25 protein-coding genes and 3 pseudogenes are annotated in these 26800 nt (G+C 65.6%); 14 read left to right on the top strand and 14 right to left on the bottom strand.

Annotated elements, in window-relative coordinates; translation table 11 throughout:
* Positions 1-160: 160 nt before the first annotated feature.
* The 4 genes from JZY91_RS10680 to JZY91_RS10665 are packed head-to-tail and all read right to left on the bottom strand — an operon-like array spanning position 161 to position 3128.
* Positions 161-376: a hypothetical protein gene (locus JZY91_RS10680; protein WP_234947838.1), complete on the bottom strand. Its 216-nt coding sequence runs from the start codon at positions 374-376 to the stop codon at positions 161-163.
* The gene (locus tag JZY91_RS10675) at positions 376-627 is read right to left on the bottom strand and encodes a hypothetical protein (RefSeq protein WP_234947837.1); all 252 of its coding nucleotides are present in this window, start codon (positions 625-627) and stop codon (positions 376-378) included. The genes JZY91_RS10680 and JZY91_RS10675 overlap by 1 nt, the downstream gene beginning before the upstream one ends.
* 13 nt (positions 628-640) lie before the next feature.
* Complete coding sequence (locus JZY91_RS10670) at positions 641-1411, bottom strand: electron transfer flavoprotein subunit beta/FixA family protein (protein WP_234947836.1); 771 nt, start codon at positions 1409-1411, stop codon at positions 641-643.
* A 58-nt stretch (positions 1412-1469) separates the two neighbouring features.
* Positions 1470-3128: an NAD(P)H-hydrate dehydratase gene (locus JZY91_RS10665; protein ID WP_234947835.1), complete on the bottom strand. Its 1659-nt coding sequence runs from the start codon at positions 3126-3128 to the stop codon at positions 1470-1472.
* 35 nt (positions 3129-3163) lie between these two features.
* Here JZY91_RS10665 and JZY91_RS10660 point away from each other — a divergent pair, with 35 nt between their 5' ends.
* Positions 3164-4657: a DUF1846 domain-containing protein gene (locus JZY91_RS10660; protein ID WP_234947834.1), complete on the top strand. Its 1494-nt coding sequence runs from the start codon at positions 3164-3166 to the stop codon at positions 4655-4657.
* A gap of 18 nt (positions 4658-4675) precedes the next feature.
* Here JZY91_RS10660 and JZY91_RS10655 read toward each other — a convergent pair whose 3' ends face one another.
* A complete protein-coding gene (locus tag JZY91_RS10655) occupies positions 4676-4933 on the bottom strand; it encodes a hypothetical protein (protein ID WP_234947833.1) in 258 nt (85 codons plus the stop codon).
* Between the two features lie 72 nt (positions 4934-5005).
* Between JZY91_RS10655 and JZY91_RS10650 the strand changes: the two genes are divergently transcribed.
* The 3 genes from JZY91_RS10650 to JZY91_RS10640 are packed head-to-tail and all read left to right on the top strand — an operon-like array spanning position 5006 to position 7000.
* Positions 5006-5356: an excisionase family DNA-binding protein gene (locus tag JZY91_RS10650; RefSeq protein WP_234947832.1), complete on the top strand. Its 351-nt coding sequence runs from the start codon at positions 5006-5008 to the stop codon at positions 5354-5356.
* Positions 5356-6075 (top strand): PIG-L deacetylase family protein, encoded by a 720-nt coding sequence (locus JZY91_RS10645; RefSeq protein WP_234947831.1) that lies wholly within the window; start codon positions 5356-5358, stop codon positions 6073-6075. The genes JZY91_RS10650 and JZY91_RS10645 overlap by 1 nt, the downstream gene beginning before the upstream one ends.
* A 10-nt stretch (positions 6076-6085) precedes the next feature.
* A complete protein-coding gene (locus JZY91_RS10640; protein WP_234947830.1) occupies positions 6086-7000 on the top strand; it encodes a rhodanese-related sulfurtransferase in 915 nt (304 codons plus the stop codon).
* Here the strand turns inward: JZY91_RS10640 and JZY91_RS10635 are convergent.
* From JZY91_RS10635 to JZY91_RS10625, 3 genes are all read right to left on the bottom strand, one after another.
* The gene (locus JZY91_RS10635) at positions 6977-7459 is read right to left on the bottom strand and encodes a hypothetical protein (protein ID WP_234947829.1); all 483 of its coding nucleotides are present in this window, start codon (positions 7457-7459) and stop codon (positions 6977-6979) included. The genes JZY91_RS10640 and JZY91_RS10635 overlap by 24 nt on opposite strands.
* A gap of 338 nt (positions 7460-7797) precedes the next feature.
* Positions 7798-8769: a universal stress protein gene (locus JZY91_RS10630; RefSeq protein ID WP_234947828.1), complete on the bottom strand. Its 972-nt coding sequence runs from the start codon at positions 8767-8769 to the stop codon at positions 7798-7800.
* A gap of 60 nt (positions 8770-8829) precedes the next feature.
* The gene (locus tag JZY91_RS10625; RefSeq protein WP_370639223.1) at positions 8830-9408 is read right to left on the bottom strand and encodes a MarR family winged helix-turn-helix transcriptional regulator; all 579 of its coding nucleotides are present in this window, start codon (positions 9406-9408) and stop codon (positions 8830-8832) included.
* 94 nt (positions 9409-9502) lie between these two features.
* Between JZY91_RS10625 and JZY91_RS10620 the strand changes: the two genes are divergently transcribed.
* The 8 genes from JZY91_RS10620 (at position 9503) to JZY91_RS10585 (ending at position 18308) form a co-directional block, all read left to right on the top strand.
* Positions 9503-9865 carry a DUF5318 family protein gene (locus JZY91_RS10620; protein ID WP_234947827.1) on the top strand — a complete coding sequence of 121 codons (363 nt, stop codon included), beginning with the start codon at positions 9503-9505 and terminating at the stop codon, positions 9863-9865.
* Positions 9866-10086: 221 nt separating this feature from the next.
* Complete coding sequence (locus JZY91_RS10615; protein ID WP_234949131.1) at positions 10087-12204, top strand: transglycosylase domain-containing protein; 2118 nt, start codon at positions 10087-10089, stop codon at positions 12202-12204.
* Positions 12205-12340: 136 nt separating this feature from the next.
* Positions 12341-13861 (top strand): glycosyltransferase family 87 protein, encoded by a 1521-nt coding sequence (locus tag JZY91_RS10610; protein ID WP_370639294.1) that lies wholly within the window; start codon positions 12341-12343, stop codon positions 13859-13861.
* 237 nt (positions 13862-14098) lie between these two features.
* Complete coding sequence (gene rpsF, locus JZY91_RS10605; protein ID WP_234947825.1) at positions 14099-14386, top strand: 30S ribosomal protein S6; 288 nt, start codon at positions 14099-14101, stop codon at positions 14384-14386.
* 54 nt (positions 14387-14440) lie between these two features.
* Positions 14441-15088, top strand: a complete 648-nt coding sequence (locus tag JZY91_RS10600; protein ID WP_234947824.1) for a single-stranded DNA-binding protein — start codon at positions 14441-14443, stop codon at positions 15086-15088.
* A gap of 54 nt (positions 15089-15142) precedes the next feature.
* Positions 15143-15595, top strand: coding sequence for a 50S ribosomal protein L9 (gene rplI / locus JZY91_RS10595; protein ID WP_234947823.1), 453 nt, complete (start codon positions 15143-15145; stop codon positions 15593-15595).
* Positions 15596-15867: 272 nt separating this feature from the next.
* On the top strand, positions 15868-16041 hold the full coding sequence (locus JZY91_RS10590) for a hypothetical protein (protein WP_234947822.1): 174 nt from the start codon (positions 15868-15870) through the stop codon (positions 16039-16041).
* 707 nt (positions 16042-16748) lie between these two features.
* Positions 16749-18308: a DnaB-like helicase C-terminal domain-containing protein gene (locus tag JZY91_RS10585; protein WP_234947821.1), complete on the top strand. Its 1560-nt coding sequence runs from the start codon at positions 16749-16751 to the stop codon at positions 18306-18308.
* A gap of 4 nt (positions 18309-18312) precedes the next feature.
* Here the strand turns inward: JZY91_RS10585 and JZY91_RS10580 are convergent, their stop codons facing one another.
* From JZY91_RS10580 to JZY91_RS10565, 4 genes and pseudogenes are all read right to left on the bottom strand, one after another.
* Positions 18313-19125, bottom strand: coding sequence for a YhfC family glutamic-type intramembrane protease (locus JZY91_RS10580; protein ID WP_234947820.1), 813 nt, complete (start codon positions 19123-19125; stop codon positions 18313-18315).
* Between the two features lie 18 nt (positions 19126-19143).
* Positions 19144-20464, bottom strand: a pseudogene (locus JZY91_RS10575) (MFS transporter).
* A 77-nt stretch (positions 20465-20541) separates the two neighbouring features.
* A complete protein-coding gene (locus JZY91_RS10570) occupies positions 20542-22803 on the bottom strand; it encodes a cation-translocating P-type ATPase (RefSeq protein ID WP_234947819.1) in 2262 nt (753 codons plus the stop codon).
* Between the two features lie 60 nt (positions 22804-22863).
* Entirely contained in the window at positions 22864-23064 is a 201-nt protein-coding gene (locus JZY91_RS10565) for a heavy-metal-associated domain-containing protein (protein ID WP_234947818.1), read from the bottom strand.
* 178 nt (positions 23065-23242) lie between these two features.
* On the opposite strand from JZY91_RS10565, the gene JZY91_RS10560 reads away from it, so the two are divergent.
* Both JZY91_RS10560 and JZY91_RS10555 read left to right on the top strand, forming a co-directional pair.
* Complete coding sequence (locus tag JZY91_RS10560) at positions 23243-23887, top strand: thioredoxin family protein (protein ID WP_234947817.1); 645 nt, start codon at positions 23243-23245, stop codon at positions 23885-23887.
* Between the two features lie 159 nt (positions 23888-24046).
* The gene (locus JZY91_RS10555) at positions 24047-25006 is read left to right on the top strand and encodes a PspA/IM30 family protein (protein WP_284698444.1); all 960 of its coding nucleotides are present in this window, start codon (positions 24047-24049) and stop codon (positions 25004-25006) included.
* A 230-nt stretch (positions 25007-25236) separates the two neighbouring features.
* Here the strand turns inward: JZY91_RS10555 and JZY91_RS11920 are convergent.
* Both JZY91_RS11920 and JZY91_RS11915 read right to left on the bottom strand, forming a co-directional pair.
* Positions 25237-25584, bottom strand: a pseudogene (locus tag JZY91_RS11920) (NYN domain-containing protein); the annotation flags it as partial.
* A 608-nt stretch (positions 25585-26192) separates the two neighbouring features.
* Positions 26193-26763 (bottom strand): annotated as a pseudogene (locus tag JZY91_RS11915) (NYN domain-containing protein); the annotation flags it as partial.
* Positions 26764-26800: the final 37 nt, after the last annotated feature.

The raw sequence follows: 26800 nt of genomic DNA, 5'->3' as shown, positions 1-26800 counted from the left end.
CAACCCGCGGTGTGCAGGCTTGGGCGTGAGCTGGTGTTTTCCGCCACCGTCTTCCCCGTCACCCGCGCGGCACGCGCCCCGGACGCGGGCACGTCAAGCTTTTCGACGCTCGCCCGAACCCCCTCACCACGCACATCAACCGCACCCTGACGCAGCGTGATTACCGGGGCGCTGTGCGTGGCGGCTGCAACGGTGGAATAGTTGCCGCCGAAGACGGAGTGGTTGGGGTTATGCCTTCGTCGTCACGCGCAAGGCCCGTGACATCCGTGAGCAGGGCGCGGCGCTCGCGCACGGCAATGCGCGCGGCGATGTCGCGGCCGGCGATGGAGTGGGAGAGCACGATGGCGGCGGGGCGTGTGGCGGCGATGGCGGCCACTACGCCACTACGGCATCCGCCTGCGGGACAGTCAGCGCAGTGTCGTCCACGTCTGCGACCAAGACCTTCACCGCGCCCAGCTCGCCGAGCGCGGAAGCCAGCTCCTCCTCGGTGCCCATCGCAGAGGTGGCCAGGGCGACGGGCGCGCCGATGCCGGAGGCGGCGCCGATCAGCTCGGCGGCGGAATCCGCAATGCCGCCCGCGGGGGCAGCGTCGATGACCACCAGGATTGCTTCGTTGGTATTCGTCATTGTGTGCTCCCGTTTAGATGAAGTTCTTCTCGGCCAGGTAGTCGGCGAGCTGCTGGGCGGCTGTGCCGTCGTCGTCAATCACGGTGCCTGCCTCGCGCGGCGGGCGCTTCGCAACCTCGAGGACGATGGCCCGCGCCGGAGTGAAATCGTTCGCGTCAATGCCCAGGTCAGCCAGGGTGAGGGGAGTGAGCTCCTGCTTCTTCGCGGCCATCAGGCCCTTGAAGTTGGGGAAGCGGGCGTCCGGGAACGCGTCCGTCACCGAGATCACCGCGGGCAGCTCAGCAGCCAGCTCCACGTCCACGCCGTCGCTCGCGCGGTGCGCCGTGATCGCGGCTCCGTCCACCTCCACCGAGGTCAGGTTGGTCAGGTTCGGCCAGCCCAGCAGTTCCGCCACCATGGTGGGCACCACGCCGCCACCCCCGTCGGAGGAGAGGTTGCCGGCCACCACTAGGTCGTATTCGCCGCGGCGCACCAGCGCCGCCAGCACCTCGGCGGTGAGGCCGAAATCGGCGCCCACCAGCGCGTCATCATGCACCATGTGCGCCGTCTTCGCGCCCATGGCAATGCCCTTGCGGATGCTGCCGTCGCTGGCCACCGGGCCGAGGGAAAGCAGCTCCACCTCGCCGCCGTGCGCCTCCGCGAGCTTCAGCGCGGCCTCCACGGCGCGCTCGCCCACCTCGTCCGCGACGTTGTCGCCGGTCCGCACGGCCAGGCCCGTTTCCAGGTCCAGGTCACGTTCCCCGTACGTATCGGGGACCTCTTTAAGTAGTACTGCGATGCGCATGCTGGGAAAGTGCTCCTGGTTAAGACGGTCTAGAAAGAGAAGTAAGGTGCACGTTAGTTTACTGGGGCCGTTGCGGGTTCAGCCGTGCGGTCGCCGGGCGGATGCACTCCGCGATCCGGCTCGCGGGCGCCGTCGCGTCCCCGTACGGGGTTTCCGCCGCCAACTTCGCCGCCATGGCGTGCACGGACACCGCCGCGGTCATGGCGAATTCCACCGGCCAGTCTTGCGCATTGGCCAGTGCCAGATAGGCGCCCGCCAGGCCGGAGAGCACGTCGCCCGAGCCAGGTGTGGCCGCCCATGAATGCCCAGCGTCCACGCCCAGCACCCAAAACGGCGCGTCCTCCGGCGCGACCAGCGTCACCCGGCCCTTGCGGATCACGGTGCACCCAAGCGCCGCCGCCACCGCGCGCACCTCATCGAACCGGTTCGACTCCTTCACGCCCACGGCCTTCCGCAGGCGCGCAAACTCGCCGTCGTGCGGCGTGAGCACTGTCTGCTCCTCCCGCGATGCCACCAGTTCCCGCAGGTCGGCATGTTGCGCCAGGAGGGTCAGCCCGTCGGCGTCGATAAGCACGGGCACCTCCTGCCCCAGCACCCACCGCAAGTCCTGCGCCGCAGCCGCATCCGTGCCCGCGCCGGGCCCGAACACCCACGCTTGCACGCGCCCGGCATCCTGGGGCTTTTGCAACACCCACGCTTGCACGCGCCCGGCATCCTGGGGCTTTTGCTTGACGACGCTCTCCGGAACCGCCCGCACCACCTCAAGCGCCTGCGGCCCCGCGTAGCGCACCATGGCCGGCGTGGCGTTGACGGCGGCGGTGGTGCACAGGATCGCCGCGCCGGGGTAGTCCTCGCTTCCAGCGCAAATGCCCACCACGCCGCCGGAGAATTTGTCGTCGGCCGGGCCCGGCTCGATGTCTGCGCCGGAGGCGGGGTACATGGTGGTCAAGTCCTCCGGCCAGGCGCCCGCGGGCGGGTCCGGCACCACGGCGCGGCTGGCGCTGAGCAGGGGAGGACCGTCGTCCGCCCATTCCGGAAGCGTGTCCACCAGCGCCTCATTGATGTTCATGTGCGGCAGTTCGAGGCCCGCCAGGAGCTGCACGCCGCAGGCCGGGTTGAGGATGTGGGCGCGGCGCCAGCCGCCGAATGTCACAGTCACGTCCGCGGTGACGTGCAGGGCGCCGCCCTGGCCCGTGTCTGCCTCGATGCCGGAGGGCAGGTCCACCGCCAGCACCCACGGGTGCGCCTGGTCCAAAAGCTCCACTGCGCCGCGAAGCTCCTCGCGCAGGCCCGCAGTGCCGCCGATGCCGGTGATGCCGTCGACGGCCAGCCGGTATTCGTCGTTGAACCGCCAGCCTGCCTCCGGCAGTGCGTCCAACACCTTGCCGCCCGCGTTGGTGAAGGCGGTGAGTGCCCGCTCGTGCGCCGTGCCCGCGGTGAGGAACGCGTCCACCGGGTGGCCGGCCAGGGCGAGTTCCGCGCCGGCGTAGAGCGCGTCGCCGCCGTTGCCGCCCGGGCCCGCAAGAATAAAGGTGCGTTTGGGCTCCGCGTCGACGGAGCGGTATGTGCCGCGCGCGGGCCACGAAAGCATGGCCTCCGCGACCGTGTACACGCTGTGCGCGGCGTGGCGCATGAGCTGGTCAGGCTCCGTTTCCTCGACGAGAAGGCGGGCCTCCGCGGCGCGGATCTGGTCCACGGTGAAGGTGGTTGCGTACATGCTGCCAGCCTAGGCGCGGGGTTAGACTGTGGGCCATGCCGTACACAATCGGGTTTGACCGTGAAAAGTACATCCAGATGCAATCCGAGCACATCACGGCTCGGCGCAGGGACATCGGCGGCAAGCTGTACCTGGAGATGGGCGGCAAGCTTTTCGACGATCACCACGCATCCCGCGTCCTCCCCGGTTTCACCCCGGACAACAAGATCGCCATGCTGGACCGGATCAAGGACGAGATCGAGATCATCATCTGCTTCAACGCGGGCGATGTGGTGCGACAGAAGATGCGCGCGGACTTGGGCATTACGTACGAAGAGGACGTGCTGCGGCTGGTGGACGTGTTCCGGGACCGCGGCTTTTTGGTGGAGAACGTGGTGTGCACCCAGATTGAAGGGTCTAACGCCAACGTGGACGCGTTCCTGGACCGCCTCACCCGCCTGGGCCTGAAGGTGGCGCGCCACTACATGATTCCGGGCTACCCCAACGACACGGCCACCGTGGTCAGCGAAAACGGCTTCGGCCGCAACGATTATGTGGCAACCAGCCGGGATCTGATTGTGATGACGGGGCCGGGCCCAGGCTCCGGCAAGCTGGCCACCTGCCTGAGCCAGGTGTACCACGACAACAAGCGCGGCATTCCCGCTGGTTACGCCAAGTTTGAGACGTTCCCGATCTGGAACCTGGCCCTGTCCCACCCGGTGAACCTGGCCTACGAGGCCGCGACGGTGGACTTGGACGACATGAACGTGATCGACCAGTACCACCTGGACGCGTACGGCGAGCAGGTGACCAGCTACAACCGCGACATCGAGGTCTTCCCGCTGCTGCGCACCCTGCTGAAGGAGGCCACCGGCAAGGAGCCCTACAAGTCCCCGACGGACATGGGCGTGAACATGGCGGGTTACTGCATTTCGGACGACGCCGCCTGCCGCCACGCCTCCGAGCAGGAGATCATCCGCCGCTACTACAAGGCGCTGGTGGATGAGCGCCGCATGGACAAGACGTCCACCGAGTCGGACCGCGCGATGAACGTCATGCGCAAAGCCAACGTGACCACGGCGGATCGCGTGGTGGTGGCACCAGCGATGGCGGTTGCTGAAGCGACCGGCAAGCCCGGCGCCGCGCTCGAGTTGCCCAGCGGGCAGATTGTCACCGGCAAGACTTCTGACCTGCTCGGCCCTTCCGCCGCGGTGCTGCTCAACGCGCTGAAGGCGCTGGCCGGCATTAAGGATGAGGTGCACCTGCTCTCGCCTGCCTCGATCGAGCCGATCCAGTCTTTGAAGACGCGCCACTTGGGCTCCGTGAACCCCCGCCTGCACACCGATGAGGTGCTGATTGCCCTGTCTGTCTCCGCGTCCGTGAACCCGCAGGCCCAGGTGGCCCTGGACCACTTGAAGTACCTCCGCGGCTGCGACGCGCATGTGACCACCATCCTCGGCTCTGTTGACGAGGGCATCTTCCGCTCCCTCGGCGTCCTGGTTACCTCAGAGCCGGAGTACTGGAAGAAGGGGCTGTACCACAAGCGGTAGGTGAAAAAGGGGGCGTCGTCAAGCAAAAAGCCCCACGACCAGCGCGCTGGATGCCAGCATGACCGGCGGGATCATGTGCGCGACGGCTGCACCGACCATAGCGAGTTCAACCGCAACCAAGCCGGGGCCGGTGACGGTGATGTTCAGGCCGGATGCGCCGATGAGTTTGGCGGCGCCAAGTGCCACGGCTGCCGTCAACAGCGCGGGTAGCAGGGCCGCCACTACGTCCATGAGCTCGACGCGCCGGGCGTTCCACGCGTGTTCCGCGGTGTCCAATGTGACCTCTTTCCAAGTGTTCGTTTAATGCACCTGTTGCGCTCGGTTCGGTTGGCCTCTAGGGTGGGCGACATGGACAACAAATCAGCGCTCTCGCCGGTTGAGCAAGCTCTCGCCGAACTGAATGGCAACCTGGCCAACGCCCGCGCCGAATCGCGCGCAGACGTGACCGTGCCCAAAGATACGGCCATCTGGATCCGCAATATTCTCGAAGACATTGCGGAAGGCCGCCTCGTGCGCTCCCCGGAGCCGGAGGATGAGATGACAACCCAGCAGGTAGCGAAGTTCCTGGGTGTCTCGCGCCCGTTTGTGGTGAAGCTTATTGACGACGGCCGCCTGACCGGCCACAAAGTGGGCACCCACCGCCGCGTGTACACGCGCGACGCGATTGAGTACAAGCAGCGCATGGAACAGAAGCGCTAATGGCGGTGGAGCGGTTGGAGCTCGAAGCGGGCGATAGCGTCCTCGCGGTGGTCGCCCACCCGGACGACATGGAGTACGGCGCGTCCGCCGCGGTGGCCAAGTGGACCGAGGCCGGCATCCCCGTGGATTACCTGCTGATCACGCGCGGAGAGCACGGCATTGCCGGCATGGATCCGGGGGAGACGGCCCGCATCCGCACGGCGGAGCAGCGCCACGCCTGCGACATCGTCGACGCCCGCGACCTGGAGTTTCTGGACCTGCCAGGCCAGGCAGACGGCACGTTGACGTCTTCGCTGGAGCTGCGCGAGGCGATTGCTACCGTCATCCGCTCCCGCCGCCCGAGTGTGATTGTGACCCAGTCCTGGGACATCGTCGCGCCGTGGGGCCTGAACCAGGCGGACCACCGGGTGGCAGGCCTCGCCGCGTTGGATGCCGCGCGCGACGCGGGCAACGAGTTCGTCTTCCCCGAGGCCGGCGAGCGCCACCAGGCTCGATTGCTGCTGGTCAGCGGCCACGCCGAGCCGGACGTTGCGGTGGCGCTGGAGCCGCACCACGTGGAGAAGGGCGCGGCTTCCCTCGACGCGCACGAGGCCTACTTCTCCGCCCTCCCGGACCACCCCGCCGGCAGCGAGCTGGTGGGAGGCATGGCGGAGCAGGGGGCTTCCCTGCTTGACGACGGCACAGGGCACGCGATTTTGTTCAAGGCATACCCGCTTTAAACTTCCTGGTATGACCGGAAAAATCCTGCTCTACTACAAATTCCAGCCCATCGCGGACCCTGAGGCCGTGCGGCTGTGGCAGCGCGACCTCTGCGAGGGGCTGGGGCTGACGGGCAGGATCCTCATCTCCGAGCATGGCATCAACGGCACCGTGGGCGGGGACATGCAGGCGTGCAAGACCTACGTGAAGAAGACCAAGGAGTACTTCCGCGGCATCGAGTTCAAGTGGTCCGACGGCAGTGCCGCGGACTTTCCCAAGCTCAGCGTCAAGGTGCGCGAGGAGATCGTAGCGTTCGGCGCGCCGGGCGAGCTGAAGGTTGATCAAGATGGCGTGATCGGCGGCGGCACCCACCTCACACCGGAGCAGGTCAACGAACTGGTGGCGCAGAACCCGGACGTGGTGTTTTTCGATGGCCGCAACGCCCGCGAGGCGGAGATTGGCAAGTTCAAGAACGCGGTAGTCCCAGATGTGGAGACGACGCACGACTTCATCCGCGAGCTGGAAAGCGGCAAGTATGACTGGATGAAGGACAAGCCCGTCATCGCCTACTGCACCGGCGGCATCCGCTGCGAAGTGCTCACACCGTTGATGAAGAACCGCGGGTTCGAAGAGGTATACCAAATCGACGGCGGCATTGTCCGCTACGGCGAGAAGTACGGAAACTCCGGGCTGTGGGAAGGTTCCCTCTACGTCTTCGACGACCGCATGCACACCGAGTTCGGCGCGCCCGACGACCCGAACTATGTGCAGCTGGGCCACTGCGTCCACTGCGGCGCGGCCACCAACCAGTTCTACAACTGCGCAAACGAGCCGGAGTGCCGCCACCAGTACTTGAGCTGCCCGGACTGCCGGGAAAAGAACCCGTATTGCGGGGAGTGCGTGGCGGCCGGGAGGGCCCCGCTACCCGGTGGCGTCGAGGGCTAGGATTCCCACCGTAATGATCAGCCAAACCATCGTGAACGGCACGATGGGCAGCCAAAACACGCCCATCCAGGGCATCCAGCGTTCGTAGCGGTTGAGTTTGCGAACCATAATCACCGCGCAACCGATCAGCATCGCCACCGGTGGGATGGATGTAAGGATTGCCCACCATGTGCGCCAGGTGGGGGTGCAGAGCCAGGTTGCTTGTCCGGCGTCGCAAAGCGGGCCGCCCTGGACGCGGGAGATGAGTGCCAGCACGAGCCCGAACGCGAGCGTGATGCCCACGGTCGCGGCGGCGTAGAGCAGCGCGTTGCGGGTGGAGGCGCGGTTGCGCTCGGCGGTAATGAGGGGATCCGGCTGGTCGGCGAGGTCGTCGAATGATTGCGGCTCCGGCGGCACGCGGCTGAACCTGTCCTGGCCGGAGTGGAGATCATTTTCCGGGTGTTCGCGCATCTGGGCCATGGCACCCAACTGTAGCCCTCTGCGGAGGTGGGGTTGCGAGCTGCCGGTCTCGGGGTCCGGGTCCTGGGCCTGGGGGCCTGGGCGCCTGGGCTGCCGGTGACCCGTACCTGAGAAGAGCATAAGTTTGCCGACTCGCGCGCGAACCGGTCTATCAGCCCAGGTGAGTGCAGAACTTGAGGAACTTTGGCTCCAGGAGGGGTGCCGGGCGACTCCGGGAGGGGTGCCGGGCGACTCAGGGAGGGGTGCCGGGTGGCTCCGGCCCGGCACGCCCGGGGCCCGGGGCCTAGCCCAGCAGACCCCGGCAATCCCAGACCCGGCCCAGCCCAGACCCAACCCGCCTAGCTCGTGCCCCGCGGGTAGATGATCACGGGCACGGGGGCGAAGCGGATGAACTCGCCCTCACGGGAGCCGACGAACACGCGTTTGAGCTGGTCGGACGGCTGGGAGCCGATGCACATCAGGTCCCCCTTTTTCCACTTCACCGAGTCGATGGAGCGTTTCCAGCCCTTGCCGGAGGCGACGAAGCTGTGGACGTCGAAGGTGTCGGCGGCGTCCTGGTTGATTGCGGCGGCGACGCCGTAGGCCTGGTCGCGGGCGCGGTCCAGAAGGCCGAGGGTGGTTTCGTTCCACTCGGCGGCCTCGTCGGTAAAGTCGGCGGACTGCTCGACGGGGGAGAAGGCAATGATGCGCAGCGGCACGCCGAGCACGCAGGCCAGCGTGGCAGCATAGGGGAGTCCGGAGAAGCGGCCCTCACCCTTCGGCGTGGCGGACTTGGACGATTCCACCAGCGCGTACGTCACACGCGTGATGCCTTTGCGGGACAGGTGCACGCCCTTCGGCGCCAGGCCGAGCGGCACAGGGGAGGAGTGCATCAGCGCATCCGCAATGGAGGACGGCCGGAACCGGCTCTTCGCCGTCTTCGCCTTCGAGCCCAGCACAATCATGTCCGCGGACAGTTCCTCGGCGGAGGTGTACAGGGAATTCACCACGTCGGTGCGTTCGGTCAGGTGGCAGGCCTCCTTCGCCCACTGCTGCCGCGGCACGTACGCCTTGAGCACCTTCTTCGCCTGGGCCTCAAATTCGGAGCTGCGTTCCTTGAACCACTTGCGGTACTTCTTCTCGCTGATGGGCTTGGGCCAAGAGCTCTCGACGGCGGAAACTACCTGAACCTTCACCGGCAGGGAACGGCCAAGCCAAGCGGCGAATTCCACGGCCTCGGTGCTCATCGCGTCCCAACCAACGACAATGCGCAGTGCCTGGCCGTTATCCGGCAGCTCTGCAAGATCCGTGGTAAAGGAGCGGTTTCCCATCGCGCGTCAGTTTACGCGGATGTAACCTTGGAAACCCAATTTTCGCAATTCCTGCCGAGACTACTTGGCGGCCTCGCCACCAGCCCCGTCTTCCGGTGCCGCGCCACCAGCCCCGTCTTCCGGTGCCGCGGCCCCGGCCTCAACCTCCCCGGCCTCGGCATCCCCGGCCTCAACCTCCCCGGCCTCAACCTCCCCAGCCTCAACCTCCAGAGCATTGATGGCGTCGGCGGCTTGGGCGACTTGGTGCAAGTATTCGTCGTCAAGCGTGGCAAGCATCTCTGCAACGTAGCGGTTGCGCTCGCCGCCCACGCGCTGGAGCTCTTCCCGCCCCAGGTCAGTCAGCTCCACCAGTACGCCGCGGCGGTCCTGCTCGGCGCGGACGCGGTAGACCAGCCCTCGCTCCTCCAGCTGGTTAATGGTGTTGGAGGCGGTGGGCATGCGCACGCCCTCGGCATCGGCGAGCTGGCGCACGCGCATCGGCCCGTGGTCCGCAATACGGTGCATGATGGACAGTTGCGGCCCGGTGAGGCTGGAGTGATCCGCGGTGCGGAAGTAGCTGACGTACAGGCGGGTAATCGCGGGCCGGATCTGCTCCGCAATCACCAGCGGATCCGGGCGAGTCTCACCGGTGGGTGCCATCGGCCTACCTCCTGTATTACTGTGGCGGGCCGCGAACACCGCACCGCTCTCAAGCGCATAAGCTTAGCAACACCAATTGTTTCCCCTCCTAAACATGATCAAATTCACCCACGAGATCTCCCACGAACTGCAGCGCCGCGACACCTTGCGCCAGCTGCGTCAGGGGCACTTGCTTATCGACGATTACTGTGACGCCGACTTCCTTCTCAGAGCTGCGGCGGAGTACCACGGGCAGCCGTCGTCACGCGTGTGCCCCATTTGCGAGCGCGAGATGCGGGACGTGAAGTGGGTGTACGGCGAGCGCCTGGGCCGCCGCAGCGGCACCGCGCGTGACGACGGTGAAATTGCCCGCCTTGTCGCCGAAGTTGGACCCATAACTGTGCACGTAGTAGAGGTGTGCGGGCACTGCAAGTGGAATTATCTGCTCAAGGAAGTCACAGCAACGCCAGTAGTGTGAAGCCCATTGGGGCAGGTAGGGTATCGGGGAGTAATTGTGGGCTCTTCGCCTGCCATGCCCGGGCCCGGGTGCGCGCAGGTGGCTAACAGGTGCAGGACAAGCGTGTGACAGAGAAAACATCATCCACCAAGGCGGCTTCTGGGGGCGGCAGCACTGTCGTGAAAAAGAAGAAGCGGTCCCGCGCGTGGCAGTGGGTGCTTGCCGCGCTGCTGTTCCTGCTGATGCTTGCCGCGATTCCCCTGACCTGGTTCGGCTACGCGTACTCCCAGGCTGTCGTGCCGCAGCCAAATGAGATTGAGACGGCGCAGATCTCCAGCATCTACTTCAACGATGGTGAAGAGGAGCTGGCCCGCATCGTCCCGCCGGAGGGCAACCGCGAACAAGTCACCCTGGATGCCATTCCGGAAGAGGTGCAGAACGCGGTGCTGGCCGCGGAAGACCGTGACTTCTGGGAAAACTCCGGCTTCTCCTTCACCGGCTTCGCACGTGCGGCTCTGGGGCAGCTGACCGGCAACGCCTCCGCCGGCGGCGGCTCCACCATCACGCAGCAGTACGTGAAGAACGCCATTGTGGGCAACGAGCACTCTTACGAGCGCAAGGCGCGCGAGCTGGTCTACTCGGTGAAAATGACCAATGAGTGGAGCAAGGAAGACATCCTCACCGCCTACCTGAACACGGTGTACTTCGGCCGCAACGCGTACGGCGTGGAGGCCGCGGCGCACGCATTCTTTGGCAAGCCGGTGAGCGAGCTGAACTTGGAGGAAGCTGGTGTGCTCGCCGCCTCCATCCAGCTGCCCAGCCAGCTCGATCCGTGGACCAACCCGGAAGGCGCCCAGGCGCGCTGGGGGTACGTGATGGACGGCCTGGTGGACATGGGTGTGCTGAACCAGGAGGAGCGTGCGACGCTGACCTACCCGGAGACGCGGGACCCGGCCTCCTACTCCGCCTACACCGAGGCGACCGGCCCGAACGGCCTGATCAAGAACCAGGTGATCGCGGAGCTGCAGGCGCTGGGCATCACCGAAGATGACCTGACCAAGCGCGGCCTGCAGATCACCACCACCATCGATGCGGACATGCAGGCGAACGTGGAGCGCATCTCCGCGGACCACCTTGCCAAGCTGCAGGACGACGCCCGCACCGGCGTGGTTGCCATCGATCCGGCGACGGGTGCAGTGCGCGCCTACTACGGCGGCGATGACCCGAGTGGTTGGGATTACGCCAACGCCGGCCTGCAGACCGGCTCGACCTTCAAGATCTTCGCGCTGGCCGCCGCGCTGCAGCAGGGTATCCCGCTGGATGCGCAGTTTGATTCTTCCCCGGTGACTCTGCCGGGCGACATCGAGGTGACCAACTGGGACGGCGGTGGCGGCGGCATGCTCACCGTTGCAGATGCCGTGCGCACTTCCTCCAACACCGCGTTCATGCGCATCCAGGATGACCTGGATGACAAGACGATGGACACGGCGGATATGGCGCACGCGCTGGGTGTCGCGCGCTCCATCCCGGGTGTCCCCGTCACGCTGCGCGAGAATGGTGGGGAGCCCTACGAGGGCATCGTGCTGGGCCAGTACCAGTCCCGCGTGCTGGACATGGCGACGGCCATGGCCACGTTGGCCGACCGTGGCGTGTACCACCCCACCCACTTTGTGGAGAGCGTGACCGACGCGATGGGCGAGGTGCTCTACCAGGCGGATGAGGCTTATTCGGAGCGCCGCGTGGCGGAGCAGGTGGCGGACAACGTCATTCAGGCCATGCAGGCCGTGGTGGGGTACTCCAACGCCACGCTGGAAGGCGGCCGCCCGTCCGCCGCCAAGACCGGTACCGCCCAGTTGGGCGACACGGGCATGAACAAGGATGCCTGGATGGTGGGTGCCACCCCGCAGCTTGCCGTGGCCGTGTGGGTGGGCACCGCGGACAACACCTCCCCGATCTTCAACGAGTGGGGCGGCAACATGTTCGGCTCCTCCACGCCGGCCCGCATTTGGAAGGATGTCCTGGACACCACGCTGGAGGGCCAGGAGGCGCTTGAATTCCCCACCGCCTCCCCGGTGTACTGGGGCGTGGAGCCGTACTCCGGCGGCACCAACCTCGGCGGCCTGGAGTACACCACGTACGTGCCGGTGCCTAGCCAGGTCCCGGCCGCCCAGCCGTCCTCCGCGGAGCCGGCACCGGAGCCGGAGCACCAGCCGGCCCCGGCCCCTGCACCTGCGCCCGCTCCGGCACCGGCCCCGGCTCCGGCACCTCCGCCGCTGCCCGCACCTGCGCCCGCGCCGGGTCCGATTTCGGACGCAATCGGCGGCGTGCTTGAGGGCCTGAACCAAGTGTTGCAGCAGTAGCTGGGAGAGGAACGTCGTGGGTCAGCATCGCAGTACCAACCGCAGCACCGTGCCCTGGCCGGACCCGGCCAACCGCGTCCAGCCGGGTTTGACCGAGCCGCTCGCTCGAGGCTGGGTGAACTTCCTCGGCGGGCCAATGGGACGCTTTGCCCAGATCGGCCGCGCCCGGTTCTGGACGCCGCTGCGCGCCATCCTCGCGGTGGCCTACACCTTCCTCGCCCTCGGCGGGCTATCCAAGGCCAACTGCTCCCTTGGCCGCCCGGACGATAACGGCGTGCTGCAGCTGAACTGGGACGGCAACCGCCAGTACACCTCGTTCTGCTACAACGACATCGTCCCGCTTTACGGCGCCCGCGGCCTGGACCAGCCGGGGTTTGTGTACGACTACTCCTGGGTGGAGGACGGCCTGACCCGCTACATGGAGTACCCGGTGCTCGCCGGGCTGTTCCAGCAGTTCACCTCATTCATCTCCCGCAACACCTACTTCTTGGCGGACCGCCTGCTGCCGGAGGTGGGCTGGTACTTCTGGATTACAGTGCTGGTGCTTTCCATCATCTGGGTGTGCACCGCCCGCATGGTGGCTGAGTTGGCCGGCAACCGCATCTGGGACACGCTGCTTGTGGTGGGCTCGCCACTGTTGATCATGCACGCGTTCACTAACTGGGACATCCCCTCCATCTTCTTCCTTGTCGCTGCGCTGTTGGCCGCGCGGAACAAGAAGTTCTGGCTGGCGGGTTTCCTCATCGGCGCTGGCACCGCGTTCAAGCTGTGGCCGCTGTTCGTGCTGGGCGCATACCTCACGCTGGCGATTCGCAAGCGCACCTTCGCGCCGTTCATCAAGATGACCGTTGCCGCCGCAGTCACTTGGGTGGCCGTGAACCTGCCGGTGTACCTGCGCAACCCGGACGCGTGGAGCGAGTTCAACCGCCTGAACACGGAGCGCGGCTGGGAGTGGACCACCATCTACGCCGTCATCTCCCGCGCGTTCGGCTGGACCGGCTTTGACACCGGCGGCGGCACTCCGGTGATCCTGAACGCCGTCACGTTCGTCCTCTTCGCGCTAGGCTGCCTCGCGGTGCTGATCCTGGGCCTCAAGGCCCCGAAGGAGCCCCGCGTGGCGGAGCTGCTCACCCTCATCGTGGGCTTCTTCCTGCTGTTCAACAAGGTGTGGAGCCCCCAGTACTCCATCTGGCTCATCGTCCCGGCTGTGCTCGCCGCGCCGTACTGGCGCCTGTTGCTCACGTGGATGACGGTGGACATGATGGTCTGGCCCATCCTCATGTGGCACATGATGGGCACGGATAACCTGGGCCTGCCGGGCGAGGTGCTCAACATCGTCATCATCGCCCGCGACCTGCTCATCATCGCGATCATGGTCATGGTGGTCCGCCAAATGTTCGGCCTCACGCGCGACCCGGTTGCGGACGCACACAACGGGCACGACCCCCTGCTCACCCTCCCGAAGGACTGGGCCACGCGTGCCGACGGCTGGTTAAGCCCAACCGAAACGCCCGCGGAGGGTGAAACGGCGGTGGAAACGAACGTCGATAAGCACAAAGCCCCTGTTGAGGAGCGATGGGAACGACCACCATCCTGGGCATCGCCTCCATCTTCATCGGGTTCGCGCTGTTCGCGGCGTGTTTCATGGCCACGCTGAAGGGACGTAAGCAGCTGGCGATTGGGCTCGGGGTGGCGGCGTTTGTGTTCATGACCTTCGTCCCAGTGGGGCTGGCGTTGTTCGGGGCTGTCCCCAACCCGACCTAAAACGGATTTCTCCCTGGCTATGGGGTTGCGCTACGCTGGCAGGGTTGCTTGACGTAAGCGACCCTCCTGCCATTGCGGCAAGCGCGATGGCCGAAAACCAATACAAAGACCATAGGAGGTGATGAGGTCCGTGCGTCACTACGAAGTAATGATCATCCTCGATCCGCAGCAGGATGAGCGCACCGTTGCCCCGTCCCTGGATAAGTTCCTGGAGACCGTCCGCAAGGACAACGGCAAGGTGGAGAAGGTTGATGTGTGGGGCAAGCAGCGCCTTGCGTACCCGATCAACAAGAAGGAAGAGGGCATCTACGCCGTCATCAACCTCGAGTGCGGTGCAGACACCGTGGCCGAGCTTGACCGTCTTCTGAACCTGAGCGAGACCGTGCTCCGTACGAAGGTACTGCGTACCGACAAGTAAGAGCACTAGGCTCAACCACAGGATCCACGTCACCCCGTAGGTAAAGGAACGATCATGGCTCAAGGCGATACTCCCATCACCGTGGTTGGCAACCTGGTTGCTGATCCGGAACTTCGGTTCATCCCGAGCGGTGCCGCTGTTGCGAACTTCCGCATCGCGTCCACCCCGCGGTCCTTCAACCGTGAGACGAACCAGTGGGAAGACGGCGAAGCCCTGTTCCTCACCTGCAACTGCTGGCGCCAGATGGCCGAGAACGTCGCGGAGACCCTGACCAAGGGCATGCGCGTGATTGTGAACGGCCGCCTGAAGCAGCGCTCCTACCAGACCCGTGAGGGCGAGAGCCGCACGGTGTTTGAGATTGAGGTCGAAGAAGTCGGCCCGTCCCTGAAGTACGCGACCGCAACCGTGAACCGCACCCCGCGTGAGGGCGGGGGGAACTACGGCGGCGGTGGCCAGCGCAACCAGGGCGGCCAGGGCGGCTTTAACCAGCAGGGTGGCCAGGGCGGCCAGAGCGGCCAGGGTGGTTTCAACCAGAGCCAGAACCAGCCGCAGGGCAACCAGGGCGGGTTTAACTCCCAGCCCCAGCAGTCCCAGGGCGGGTTTGGCGGCCAGGGCCAGAACCAGCAGCCTGACAATGATCCGTGGAATTCCGCACCTCCCGCCGGTGGTTTCGGCGGGATGGACGATGAGCCTCCGTTCTAAAGCAGACAAAAACCCACACAGAAATTTTCACAACTGAAGGAAGGTTAGGACGCTATGAAGCTGATCCTCACCGCTGCCGTTGAGAACCTTGGAGAGCCCGGCGACATCGTCGAGGTCAAGGACGGCTACGGACGCAACCTTCTCCTCCCGCGCGGTCTTGCCATCCCGGCCACCCGCGGTGCAGAGAAGCAGATCGAAGACATCAAGCGCGCACAGGCAGACCGTCAGGTCCGCGACCTGGAGCACGCAAAGGAGCTGCGCGACCAGCTCGACCAGCTCACCGGCGTGAAGGTGCCCGTGCGCACCGCTGGCAACGGCAAGCTGTTCGGCTCCGTGAAGCCGGCTGACATTGCAGACGCCGTGAAGGCTGCAGGCGGCCCGTCCCTGGACAAGCGCCGCATCAACGTGCCGAAGGGCCTTGTTACCAAGACCGGTGGCTACCAGGTCAAGGTCACTCTCCACGACGACGTGGAGGGCAAGGTGAACTTCGAGGTCGTAAGCGCTTAAACGCTTATCGACGATCGCTTGGGAAAAACCACGCGATCCAACGACAACAGCGCGAAAACGGCGCGGGCCAGAGTCGGAGCTTGTGAGGAGCTCTGACTGGGCGGAGCTTGTGAGGAGCTCCGCGGCCCGCGCCGTTTTCTTGTGCCCTGGGTGGGCCCCCGGCGTTGCCGCGGCTGCGTTGGGTGGGTGCCCGGCGCTACCGCGGCTGCCCTGGGTGGGTGCGTGGCGTTGCCGCGGCTGCCGCCGGGGGTTTGCCCGTACGATGGGGCGACGTGAACACCAACACCACCGCTAAGCAGGACATCATCCTCGGTATTGTCATCTTTCTCCTCGGTTTTGTGGCCGTGGCCTTTGCCTGGGGGTCGATCTCATACCTGACCGCGGCCGTGAGCTGGATCGCCGGCGTCTTTATGGTGGGCCGCGGCATTGTGAAGTCCCGGAAGTAGGCGCCTAGCACCCTTGCCGGGCCAGGGCCGCCTTGGCCTGGGCCGGCGCAGCGGCCAGCCGCCGGTCCACCCCTAGCGGGACACCGTGCCACCTAGCCCCTACGCGCGCGTAAGTTTCTCTATTTGCGCACCCACCTGGGCAGATGCACCCGCCCGCGCACTAGTCGGCAAACTTATGCGCTTCTCAGGAAGTTGCCGGGGCCGGTCCGGACGGATCCTATCCCCGCGGCCGTTGCACAGACCTGCCCCGCCGGTCGCCGCCCGGGGGCTCGCCGGCCACCCTGTCCAGCCGGCCACCCGCCCGGCCACCCGCGCCCCCTGCCCAGCGGCCACCCGCCGGGCCCTTTCCCACACACCCACCTGGCCTGTGGATAAGTAGAGAATAAGAAGCCCAGCTCAGGGTACGTGGCACCCGCAAGATCGCCCCAAACCCCGTTTGTCAAGCGCCCAGGTCAGCGAGATTCCCCACTCTTTCCACCGTGAAACTAACCGCGAATACAACAGCGCTGACCAGCGCAAATGTCTCATTCCCCAGGGTTCGAAAACGTCGTTCTCCACAAGTTGTCCACAGGGTATTGGGGGTGGGTGTGAAGAAGTCGTCGTAAAGCATGAGCTCTATCCACACCCCCTGTGGATAACTCAGGACGACAGGCGCTCCACCTCGCCCAACCGGGGTATGGTTAGGCGCGAACGTGGAAGGGGAGCCCATGCCTGCGAACGACAGTTTTGACGATTACGTCCTGCCGCCGGAGCCAACCGACAGCTTCGACGACGGCCCAAGCGGCCCAAGCGGCCCAAGCGGCCCAAGCGGCCCAGCCCAAACCCACCGCGGCGGCAGCACGCGGCGCGGGCAGTCGAGTTTCCACCGCGACCGGAATGATCTGGATGAGTACCGCAAGCCGCCGCACGATGAGCGCGCGGAACGCTCCGTGCTCGGCGCCATGATGCTGAACCAGGACGTGGTGACGGAGGTGGTGGACCGCCTGAAGGAGGAGGATTTCTACTTCCCGTCGCACCAGATGATCTTCCGCGCGATCGTGGACCTGTACTCGGACGCGAGCGAGATCGACGTGCTGATCCTGGCCGGCCGCCTGGACCGCCGGAACCAGCTGGATCGCGTCGGCGGTGCAGTGTACCTGCACACCCTGATCTCCGAGGTGCCTACGGCCGCGAACGCGCTGTACTACGCGGACATCGTGGCGGAGAAGTCCATCCTGCGCCAGCTGGTCAACGCCGGCACGCATGTGGTCCAGCTGGGCTATGAGGGCGAGGACGGGATGGAGGTCGAGGCGCTGGTGGACCTTGCCCAGCAAGAAGTCTTCAAGATTGCCAAGAATGACCGCAGCCAGGACTTCCAGTCCCTGTCCCAGCTGCTGAAGCCGACGATCGATGAGCTCACGCAGATCGCAGCCGGCGGCGCGCTCGAGCGGGGCGTGCCCACCGGCTTCATCGACCTGGATAATCTCACCAACGGCCTGCACCCGGGTCAGATGGTGATCATTGCGGCGCGACCCGGCGTGGGTAAGTCCACGCTCGCGCTGGACTTCATGCGCTCGTGTTCGATCCACAACGGCAAGACGTCGGTGATTTTCTCCCTGGAGATGAGCGCCTCCGAGATCATCATGCGCCTGCTTTCGGCGGAGACGGAGATCAAGCTGTCGTCGATGCGCTCGGGCCAGATGGAGGAGCGGGACTGGGAGAAGCTGACCAGGCGCCTCACGGAGATCCAGGACGCGCCGCTGTTTATCGACGATTCCCCGAACCTCACCATGATGGAGATCCGCACCAAGGCCCGCAACATCAAGCGCATGCACGGCCTTGACCTCATCGTGCTGGATTACCTGCAGCTGATGAGCTCCGGCAAGAAGGTCGAGTCCCGCCAGCAGGAGGTCTCGGAGTTCTCCCGCCACCTGAAGCTCTTGGCCAAGGAGCTGGAGGTCCAGGAGGTCTCGGAGTTCTCCCGCCACCTGAAGCTCTTGGCCAAGGAGCTGGAGGTCCCCGTGATCGCGATTTCCCAGCTCAACCGTGGCCCCGAGGCTCGTACAGACAAGAAGCCGCAGCTCGCCGACCTCCGCGAATCAGGCTCCCTCGAGCAGGACGCGGACATGGTGTTCCTGCTCTACCGCCCGGACTCCCAGGACCGCGACGACGAGCGCGCCGGAGAGGCCGACATCATCGTGGCCAAGCACCGCGGCGGACCCATCGACACCATCCCGGTCGCGCACCAGCTGCACTACTCCCGCTTCGTGAACATGGCGCGCGGTTAGGGGGCTATTGCTTTACGACGTTCGGTTCAAGCCCCTCATCTTGACGCGACCCGTCGACCGCCTTTCGTGAGAGCGGGCCGGCAGCAAGCGCCCACACGACGACGGCGGTGAGTGCCGTCAGCGCGATGTACAGCGCGAGGTAGCTGACCGGGGCGAGGGTGACAGCTATGGTGTTGAACGCGATGTGGGCGAGCACCGCCACTAGCCACAGCTGCCACTTCTGCTCGCGCACGGCGCGCAGGATGAGTACGGACATGGCGACGTGGAAGATGATGGCTAAGATGCGCTCGTACCAGCTCATGGCCACCAGGTTGAGACCGATGTTGTTCAGCATCTCGGTCTGGGCATCGAAAGCCGTGAGGGCATCAGGGTTGTCGGCTCGTGCCACCTGGTCGCGGATCACGTCGCCGAACTGCAGCATCGCGATGTTGCTCACCATCGCGTTGCCTAGGAGCAGCATGGCTTCGATGCCGCCGTGGCCAAGACCGAAGCCCACGCCCTCGCGCCATGAGCGCACCCCCTTCGCCCAGTAGCGCATGACTATCCAGCGGGTGCTTTCCTCGAACAGACCGGAGGAAATCACCATCACGGCGGTGATTGCGGTAATCGCGATGGCCGGGTCCAAGATCCGCTCAAGGCCCACATTGAGTGGTGAGATTACTGCCACACGGGCCAACTGGGAGAGAGGGAACGCCAGCGCGCCCCACCCCAGAGCGGCCCAGCGGAAGCCGAGTTTGCGCTGCGCAACGAACCAGAGCACGAGGACGCCGATGATTGCGACGATTCCTTGCAGCAGCACGTAACCAAGTGGGCCCATGATCGAAGTCGCCAGCCCCTACGCCAGCGCCACGCCTTTCTGCTCGGGGAGGGTGAATGCGGCCACGCAGGCCAACGAACGCTACCGCAAAGACGCTGAACACGGCGATGTTGCCGCCGAACGCCAGCACCGGCGGGACGATCAGCGGCGCGAGGATGGAGCCGATGCGGCCGAAGGATGCGCCTGCGCCCGTGCCGGTGGCGCGGATGGCGGTGGGGTAGAGCTCCGGGCCAATCGCGTAGAGCGCGCCCCATGCGCCGAGGTTGAAGAAGGAGAGGAGGCATCCGGCTGCGATGATCTGCCATTCGGCCGTTGCCAAGCCGTAGAGCAGAGCGGACACCGCGGAGCCGCCGAGGAAGACGGAGAGCGTGGTGCGGCGGCCCCAGACCTCGATGAGCCAGGCGGCGGCTGCGTAGCCCGGCAGTTGGGCGAGGGTGATGATCAGGGTGAAGCTGAAAGAGCGCACCAGCGTGAATCCCTGGCTCACGAGCAGCGAGGGGATCCAGATGAATGCGCCGTAGTACGCGAGCGACACGCAGAACCAGACGATCCAGAACGCGGCAGTGCGGGCGCGCAGATCCGGGCCCCAGATGCCGCCGCGGATCTCCTTATCCTTGGGTGGGACGGAAGTGTCGTAGTCTGCGGGATCGGCCTCTGCCTCGAAGGAACGGACGATCTGCTCCGCCTCCTCGTGGCGGCCCTTGGATTCCAAGAAGCGGACCGACTCCGGCAGGCCCATGCGCACGTAGAGCGCGTATAGCGCCGGCACCGCGCCGAGGGCGAGGCCCCAGCGCCAGCCGGTTTCACTCTGGGCGACGATGAAGGTTCCGATGATTGCGGCCAAAATCCAGCCGACGGCCCAGAATGCCTCCAGGATGACCACCATCCGCCCGCGCACCTTGCGGGGTGAGAACTCGCTGACCAGCGTGGACGCGACCGGCAGCTCGCCGCCTAGGCCAAGGCCGACGATGAAGCGGAACACCATGAGCATGCCCACGGAGGTGGCCAAGGCGGAGGCGCCGGTGGCAAGGCCATAGATCAGCAGCGTCACGGCGAAGACTTGGCGGCGCCCGATCTTGTCTGCCAGCAGGCCAGCAAGCGAGGCACCGATGGCCATGCCGATGAAGCCAACGGATGCGATCCAGGACGTGGTGGATTTATCCAGGTCCCAGTGGACCGCAAGCGCGGCGATAATGAAGGACACCAGGCCGATGTCCATCGCGTCAAGGGCCCAGCCGATGCCGGAACCGACCAGAAGGCGCTTGTGTTTCGGGGTGACCGGCAGGCGGTCAAGGCGCTCAGTGCGTGTGAGCTGCTGTGATGCTTGGGGTGCTTCCATGCACGGGAAGCGTACCCGCTTAGGGCGAACTCGAGGCGCGTTAAATTTGCGCTCCGGGCCTCAATCAACCCCCAGGCTTAGGCCTCGCTGGCCTTAAACCCCCGGAGGCGCAGCGAGTTCGTGACCACGAACACGCTGGAGAACGCCATGGCGATCCCGGCCAGCATGGGGTTCAGCCAGCCCAGCGCCGCGACCGGGATCAAGATCACGTTGTACGCGAAGGCCCAGAACAGGTTGCCCTTGATGGTCTTCAGCGTCTTCCGGGATAGGCGGATCGCATCGACGGCGGAGCCGAGCGAGTCCCGCATCAGGGTGATGTCGGAGGCCTCGATGGCAACGTCGGAGCCTGCACCCATCGCCATGCCCAGGTCTGCAGTGGCAAGCGCCGCGGCGTCGTTCACGCCGTCGCCCACCATGGCCACGTTGCGTCCGCTGTCCTTCAGCGCCTGCACCACGTTCACCTTGTCTTCCGGCAGCACGCCGGCGGTGACATCAGCCGGGTCGATGCCCACCTCGCGGGCGGTGGCTAGGGCAGCACCTTCGTTATCGCCGGTAAGCAGGTGCGGGCGTAGACCCAGCTCTTTCAGTTGGGCAATGGCCCGCGCAGAATCTTCCTTCACGGTGTCGCGCACCGCGATAACGCCCACGATCTCCCCGTCCACCTCAACGGCGACGGCAGTGCCACCGGCGGCTTCCGCATCGCTAAAAGCAGAGCGCAGAGCACCAAGGTCGTGCTGGGGGCGGCCGACGCGCACCAAGTGACCGTCGACAAGCGCTTTAGCCCCAACCCCCGGCTCGTTGACAAAGTCGGTGGCCTCAGGGGCATCCACCCCGGCGGCGATGGCCTGGGCAATCGGGTGCTCGGACTGCGCCTCCACGCTGGCAGCGACGGTGCGAACGCCGTCCTCGGTCCAGCCGTCGGCGGCGGCGACGAACACCACGCGCATCTCGCCGCTGGTGACGGTGCCGGTCTTGTCCAGCACAATCGTGTCCACCTGGCGGGTGGATTCCAGCACCTCGGGGCCCTTGATCAGCAGGCCCATCTGGGCGCCGCGGCCGGTGCCCACCAAGATCGCGGTCGGGGTAGCCAGGCCGAGCGCGCATGGGCAGGCGATGATGAGCACCGCCACCGCGGCGGTGAACGCGTGCGCCGTGCCGTGGCCCAACGCCAGGTGCGCCACCAGCGTGACCAGCGAGATGCCGATCACCACCGGCACAAACACCTGCGCAATCTTGTCCACCAGGCGCTGCACCGGCGCTTGGCCGGACTGCGCGTCCTTGACCAGCTTGCCCATCTGGGCGAGCGTGGTGTCAGACCCCACGCGAGTCGCCTCAACAACAATGCGGCCGGAGGTGTTCAGCGTCGCGCCGGTAACCAGGTCGCCCTCCGCCACCTCGACGGGAACGGATTCGCCCGTGAGCATGGATGCGTCAATGGCGGAGTGGCCTGAGACCACGCGCCCGTCCGTCGCCACCTTCTCGCCCGGGCGCACCACGATACGGTCGCCCACCGCGACCTGCGAAATGGGGACGCGGACCTCCTTGCCGTCGCGCAGCACCGCCGCGTCCTTCGCGCCCATATCCAGCAGTTCGCGCAGCGCCTCGGAGCTCTGCCCCTTCGCCTTGGTTTCAAACCACCTGCCCAGCAGCAGGAACGTGATCACCACACACACGGACTCGAGATAAATCTCATCCATACTGGCGTGCGCCGGGTTCAGGCTCATCTCCATGGTCATGCCGGTCTCGCCCGCGCTGCCGAAGAACAGCGCGTAGATAGACCAGGCATACGCCGCCGTCGTGCCCAGCGAAATCAGCGTGTCCATGGTGAAGCTGCCGTGACGCAGGTTGGTCAGCGCAGCCTTGTGAAACACGGAGCCGGCAGAGAAATACACCAGGGTTGTCGCCGCGAACGCCGCCCACTGCCAGTACGTGAACTGCCACGCCGGGATCATGGACACCAGCATCACCGGCAGGGAGATCAGCGCCGCCCAAATCGTCGTCCGCTTCAGGCGCTCGGCTTCCGCTTCGCGGGCATTGCTTATCGACGCCTGCTCGGACCCATCCGATCCACCCCCATCTGCAGCCGGGCCAGCGGAATCGCCGGAGAGCTGAAATGCGTCGTAGCCCGCACCGCGCACAATGTCGATGAGCTCCTCCGCCGTCGCCTTCTCGGGGTCAAAGTCCACCGTGGCGGTTTCCGTGGAGAAGTTCACCGTGGCCTCCACGCCGTCCTTCTTGTTCAACTTGCGCTGCACGCGGGACGAGCAGGACGTACACGTCATGCCGGTCACGCCAAGTTCAATGTGTTGGAGGGCCGTGGGGGTCTCTGGCGCAGTCATGCGGGCTATCAACTCTTTTCTTTTCTGCCCGGGGCACGCGTCCCGGGCGCATTGTGGGGCCTAGACCAGCGTGTAGCCGGCCTCCGCAACGGCGTTGGCAACGTCTTCCTGGGTGAAGCCTTCACCGGTGACGGTGACCTTGCCCGTTGCGTGGTCTGCGGTAACAGCAGTGACGCCGGAGATCTCGCCGATCTCTTCCTTCACGCTCATCTCGCAGTGGCCGCAGGTCATTCCACTTACTGTGAACTCTTGGGTAGCCATTGGTATTCCTCCATTCGTCGAAAAGCGGGGCCCTGAATGCGCCCGCCTTGGTGTGCCCCACCCTAGACCCCCAGCCCGATTCAGCGCTACCACGTGCGGATTTGAGGGCGGAGGGAATCACCGCGGCGCTGGTACGGTTGAAAGCACTGCCTGACAAACGCGAATTAAGGAGTTAGAGATGAGCACGATTGACGTCACTGAAGACACTTTTGAGCAGACGGTTACGCAGGACGGCATTGTTTTCGTCGACGCCTGGGCATCCTGGTGCGGCCCGTGCCGCCAGTTCGCCCCGACGTATGAGGCTGCGTCCGAGAAGCACACGGACGTGACCTTTGCCAAGCTGGACACCGAGGCGAACCAGCAGCTTGCCGCTGCGCTGGAAATCCAGGCGATTGACGTCACTGAAGACACTTTTGAGCAGACGGTTACGCAGGACGGCATTGTTTTCGTCGACGCCTGGGCATCCTGGTGCGGCCCGTGCCGCCAGTTCGCCCCGACGTATGAGGCTGCGTCCGAGAAGCACACGGACGTGACCTTTGCCAAGCTGGACACCGAGGCGAACCAGCAGCTTGCCGCTGCGCTGGAAATCCAGGCGATTCCGACGCTGATGGCGTTCCGTGACGGCATCTTGGTCTTCCGCAACGCGGGCGCACTTCCCCCGGCCGCGTTCGACGACCTGATTGGCCAGGTCAAGGACTTGGACATGGAAGAGGTCCACCGCCAGCTGGCTGAGCAGCAGGCGCAGATGGCGGACGCTGAGGACACTTTCGCGGACGATTCCTTCGACGATGAGAACCCGTTCGGCGAGGGTGAGCAGCGCTAAAGCGTCTGCGTTTTTGGTGATAGGTGCTGGGTCGCGCGACCCGGTGCCTTTTTTCTTTGCCCAGCTCGCGCCCTGCGATCCTGCGTACACTTGGGCAGTACCGCAATAAACATGGGTGCGCGGGGTATGTTCCGCGCCCGCAACGGAAAGGTGACGATTATGGCGAACCCGTTCTCCAAGGGCTGGAACTACCTCATGCAGTCTTTCGATTCCAAGATTGACCAGAACGCGGATCCGCGGGTGCAGATCCAGCAGGCTGTCGCGCAGGCGAAGAAGAACCACCAGGAGATTTCCCAGCACGCAGCCCAGATCATTGGCAACCGCAACCAGCTGGAAATGAAGCTGGAGCGCCTGATTAAGTCCCAGGCGGACCTGCAGGCGAAGACCCGCACCGCCCTCCAGGCGGCGGACAAGGCTACCGCCGCGGGCGATGCGGAGAAGGCGCAGCAGTACAACGCCACCGCTGAGGTGCTGGCTTCCCAGCTGGTGTCCGTGGAGAACGAACTGGCTCAGACCAAGGAAGCCCACGCAGCTGCCGACCACGCCGCGCGCGAAGCTCAGGCTCAGCAGCAGCAGTCCGAGGCCCGTCTGCAGGAGCAGCTGCAGCAGGTTTCCCAGCTGGAGTCCCAGCTCAACCAGGCCAAGATGCAGGAGCAGACCACCCGCACGATGGACACCATCAACCAGTTCGGCGGGAACGACAATGTGCCGACGCTGGATAGTGTCCGCGACAAGATCGAGCGCCGCTACGCAGATGCCCTGGGTGCGCAGGAGCTTGCGAAGAACTCCATGACGGACCGCATGGCTGAGATCGAGGCCGCAGGCACCGACGTTGCAGCTTCTTCCCGTCTCGACGAGATCCGTGCCTCCATGGCTGGCGAGCTGGAGGCCGGCTCCGGTGCTGGCGCGCAGAATGCCGAGGCGATCGAGGCTCCGGCCGGTGAGCAGCAGGGTCAGGGTGCTGGTGCTGCGGCAGCTGGTGCTGGTGCTGCGGGTGGCGCGGGTGCCTCCAACGCCGGCGCGAGCAACGACGACATTCTCGCTGACGCAGAGGCGTACCTGGCCGAGGATGCCGAGATCGTTGAGGACGCGGATGCTGAGGAGGCCGGCCAACGCTAGTTTCTAGCGCGATGTGCTGCTGCGGGGTCGGTTGTGGACTGGGGTGGTCCACGCCGGCCCCGTTTTTTAGTGCACTGCTTGCTGAGGCCTACAGGGCTGTAGGCCTCAAGGCAGGCGAGTCACACTAGTCACACGTGACCAGGGCTTTTCCGGTAGGCCCCAAGGCGAAAAAATGCTGAGGCCTACACCCCTGTAGGCCTCAGCGCTCCAACCCCCGCCAGCCGCACTACCTACCCGCGGTGGATGTTGATCAACACGCCGCGGATGCCGGAGTGAAACCCGTCGCGCAGGTTCACGCGCTGCGCCTCCGACAGCGTGTACTCGTGCAGCGTCTCGCACGCGAATTGCAGCAGCGGGCGGTCAATCTCTGGCGGCAAGCCACCGCCGGAGAGCATGTGGGCCTTGTCGCGCTGCTCGGAGGTTGCCGCGTTTTCGTACCACCAGGTGGCGTATTGCTGTCCAACGTCGTAGGGCGTTTGGAATCCGGCGGAGGACCACACCTCCTCCGGCAGCGGCACGTAGCGGGAGCGAAGCTTGCGGCGCGGCGCCATCATCGACGGCTTCGGCGCTGGCTTCGGACCCGGCTTGGGCACATCCGCCTTATCGGGGTTGGTCAGGGTCTGGTTGCCGGGCTGGTTGGCCTCATTGTTTGCCTCAACCTGGGCCTCGGACGGTTCATCAGTCTCCGGCTCGGCCGGCGGATGCGTGCGCTGAGAGGAACGCAGCGTGCCCGTCACCGGAGCCTCGCCGCTGTCTTCTTTCTCCTCGGCAGCCTGGGCCTCGCTTTGGCGCCGCGCCGCCTCCGCCACGATCGCCGGGGATGGCCGGGCCGGTGTGGGGCTTTCTTCGCTTGCCGACGCCCCCTTGCCAGCCGCCCCCTTGGCAGCCTCCTCCTTCTGGGCCTCCGCCTCCTCCTTCTGAACCTGGGCCTCCGTATCTTCCTTCTGAGCCTCAGCTTCAGCACCGCGCTGTTGCGATCGCGCTCCGAACACCTTCAGGTGCTCCAGCCCGTCGAGCTGCTGGAATCCGGTGCCGCCGTCGTCTTCGCCGGCATCGTGCGCGTCCGAGCCTGCGGGTTCGTCCTCGCCGTCGTCGTGAGGCGCGCGCAGCGGCTCCGGCCCGAAGCCGGGTACGGAGGTAGGGCCTTGGTCCTGGTCCACTGGCTCGGCATCCGAAAGCGGGCGCTCCCGGATCGTCGGCGGGAGCGGACCTTCCAGGACCTGCAGCTGCATGGCTTCAGCGAAGTCCTCACGGGGGTCAATGATCGTCGTCGTATCGCAGGCGTGGCGCAGGGCGGAGGACATGGAGTCCCAGCCGAAGCCGTAGAGGTGGACGCGCACGCCCATGTCTGCCGCCTCTTGCACGCCGGGGATCATGTCCGCGTCACCGGAGACGAGGACGAAGTCGCTGAACTGGCCGCGGGTGGCATTGAGCACCAGGTCCGCGACCAGTCGGGTGTCCACGCCCTTTTGCGTGCGGCGCTCGCCCCACTCAATCAGCTGGCCGGTGCGCAGCTGCACACCGGCGCATGCGCGGAGCGCGCGCTGGAAGCGGTGGGGGCCGGAGTCGGGGATGCCGTCATACCAAAACTGGCGGTGGACTGGTTGGTTGAGTTGCTGGGTAATCATGTTCCCCAGGGTGGCTACCACCTCGGGGAGGTCAATTTCTAACTGTGCGCGGGCGCCGATTTCCCACGAGTTGTAAAAGCTCGCGAGGAGGTACGACGTGTCCACGTACACCACTGTGCGTTCAAGCATGGCTCCTAAATTCCGATTCTTTTCGTTGCTAAATTTC

Origin of the sequence: Corynebacterium sp. CNCTC7651, assembly GCF_021496665.1 — a bacterium.
Lineage (GTDB): Bacteria > Actinomycetota > Actinomycetes > Mycobacteriales > Mycobacteriaceae > Corynebacterium.
Note: the sequence above shows the minus strand (reverse complement) of the source record. Positions and strands in the feature narration are given on the sequence as shown.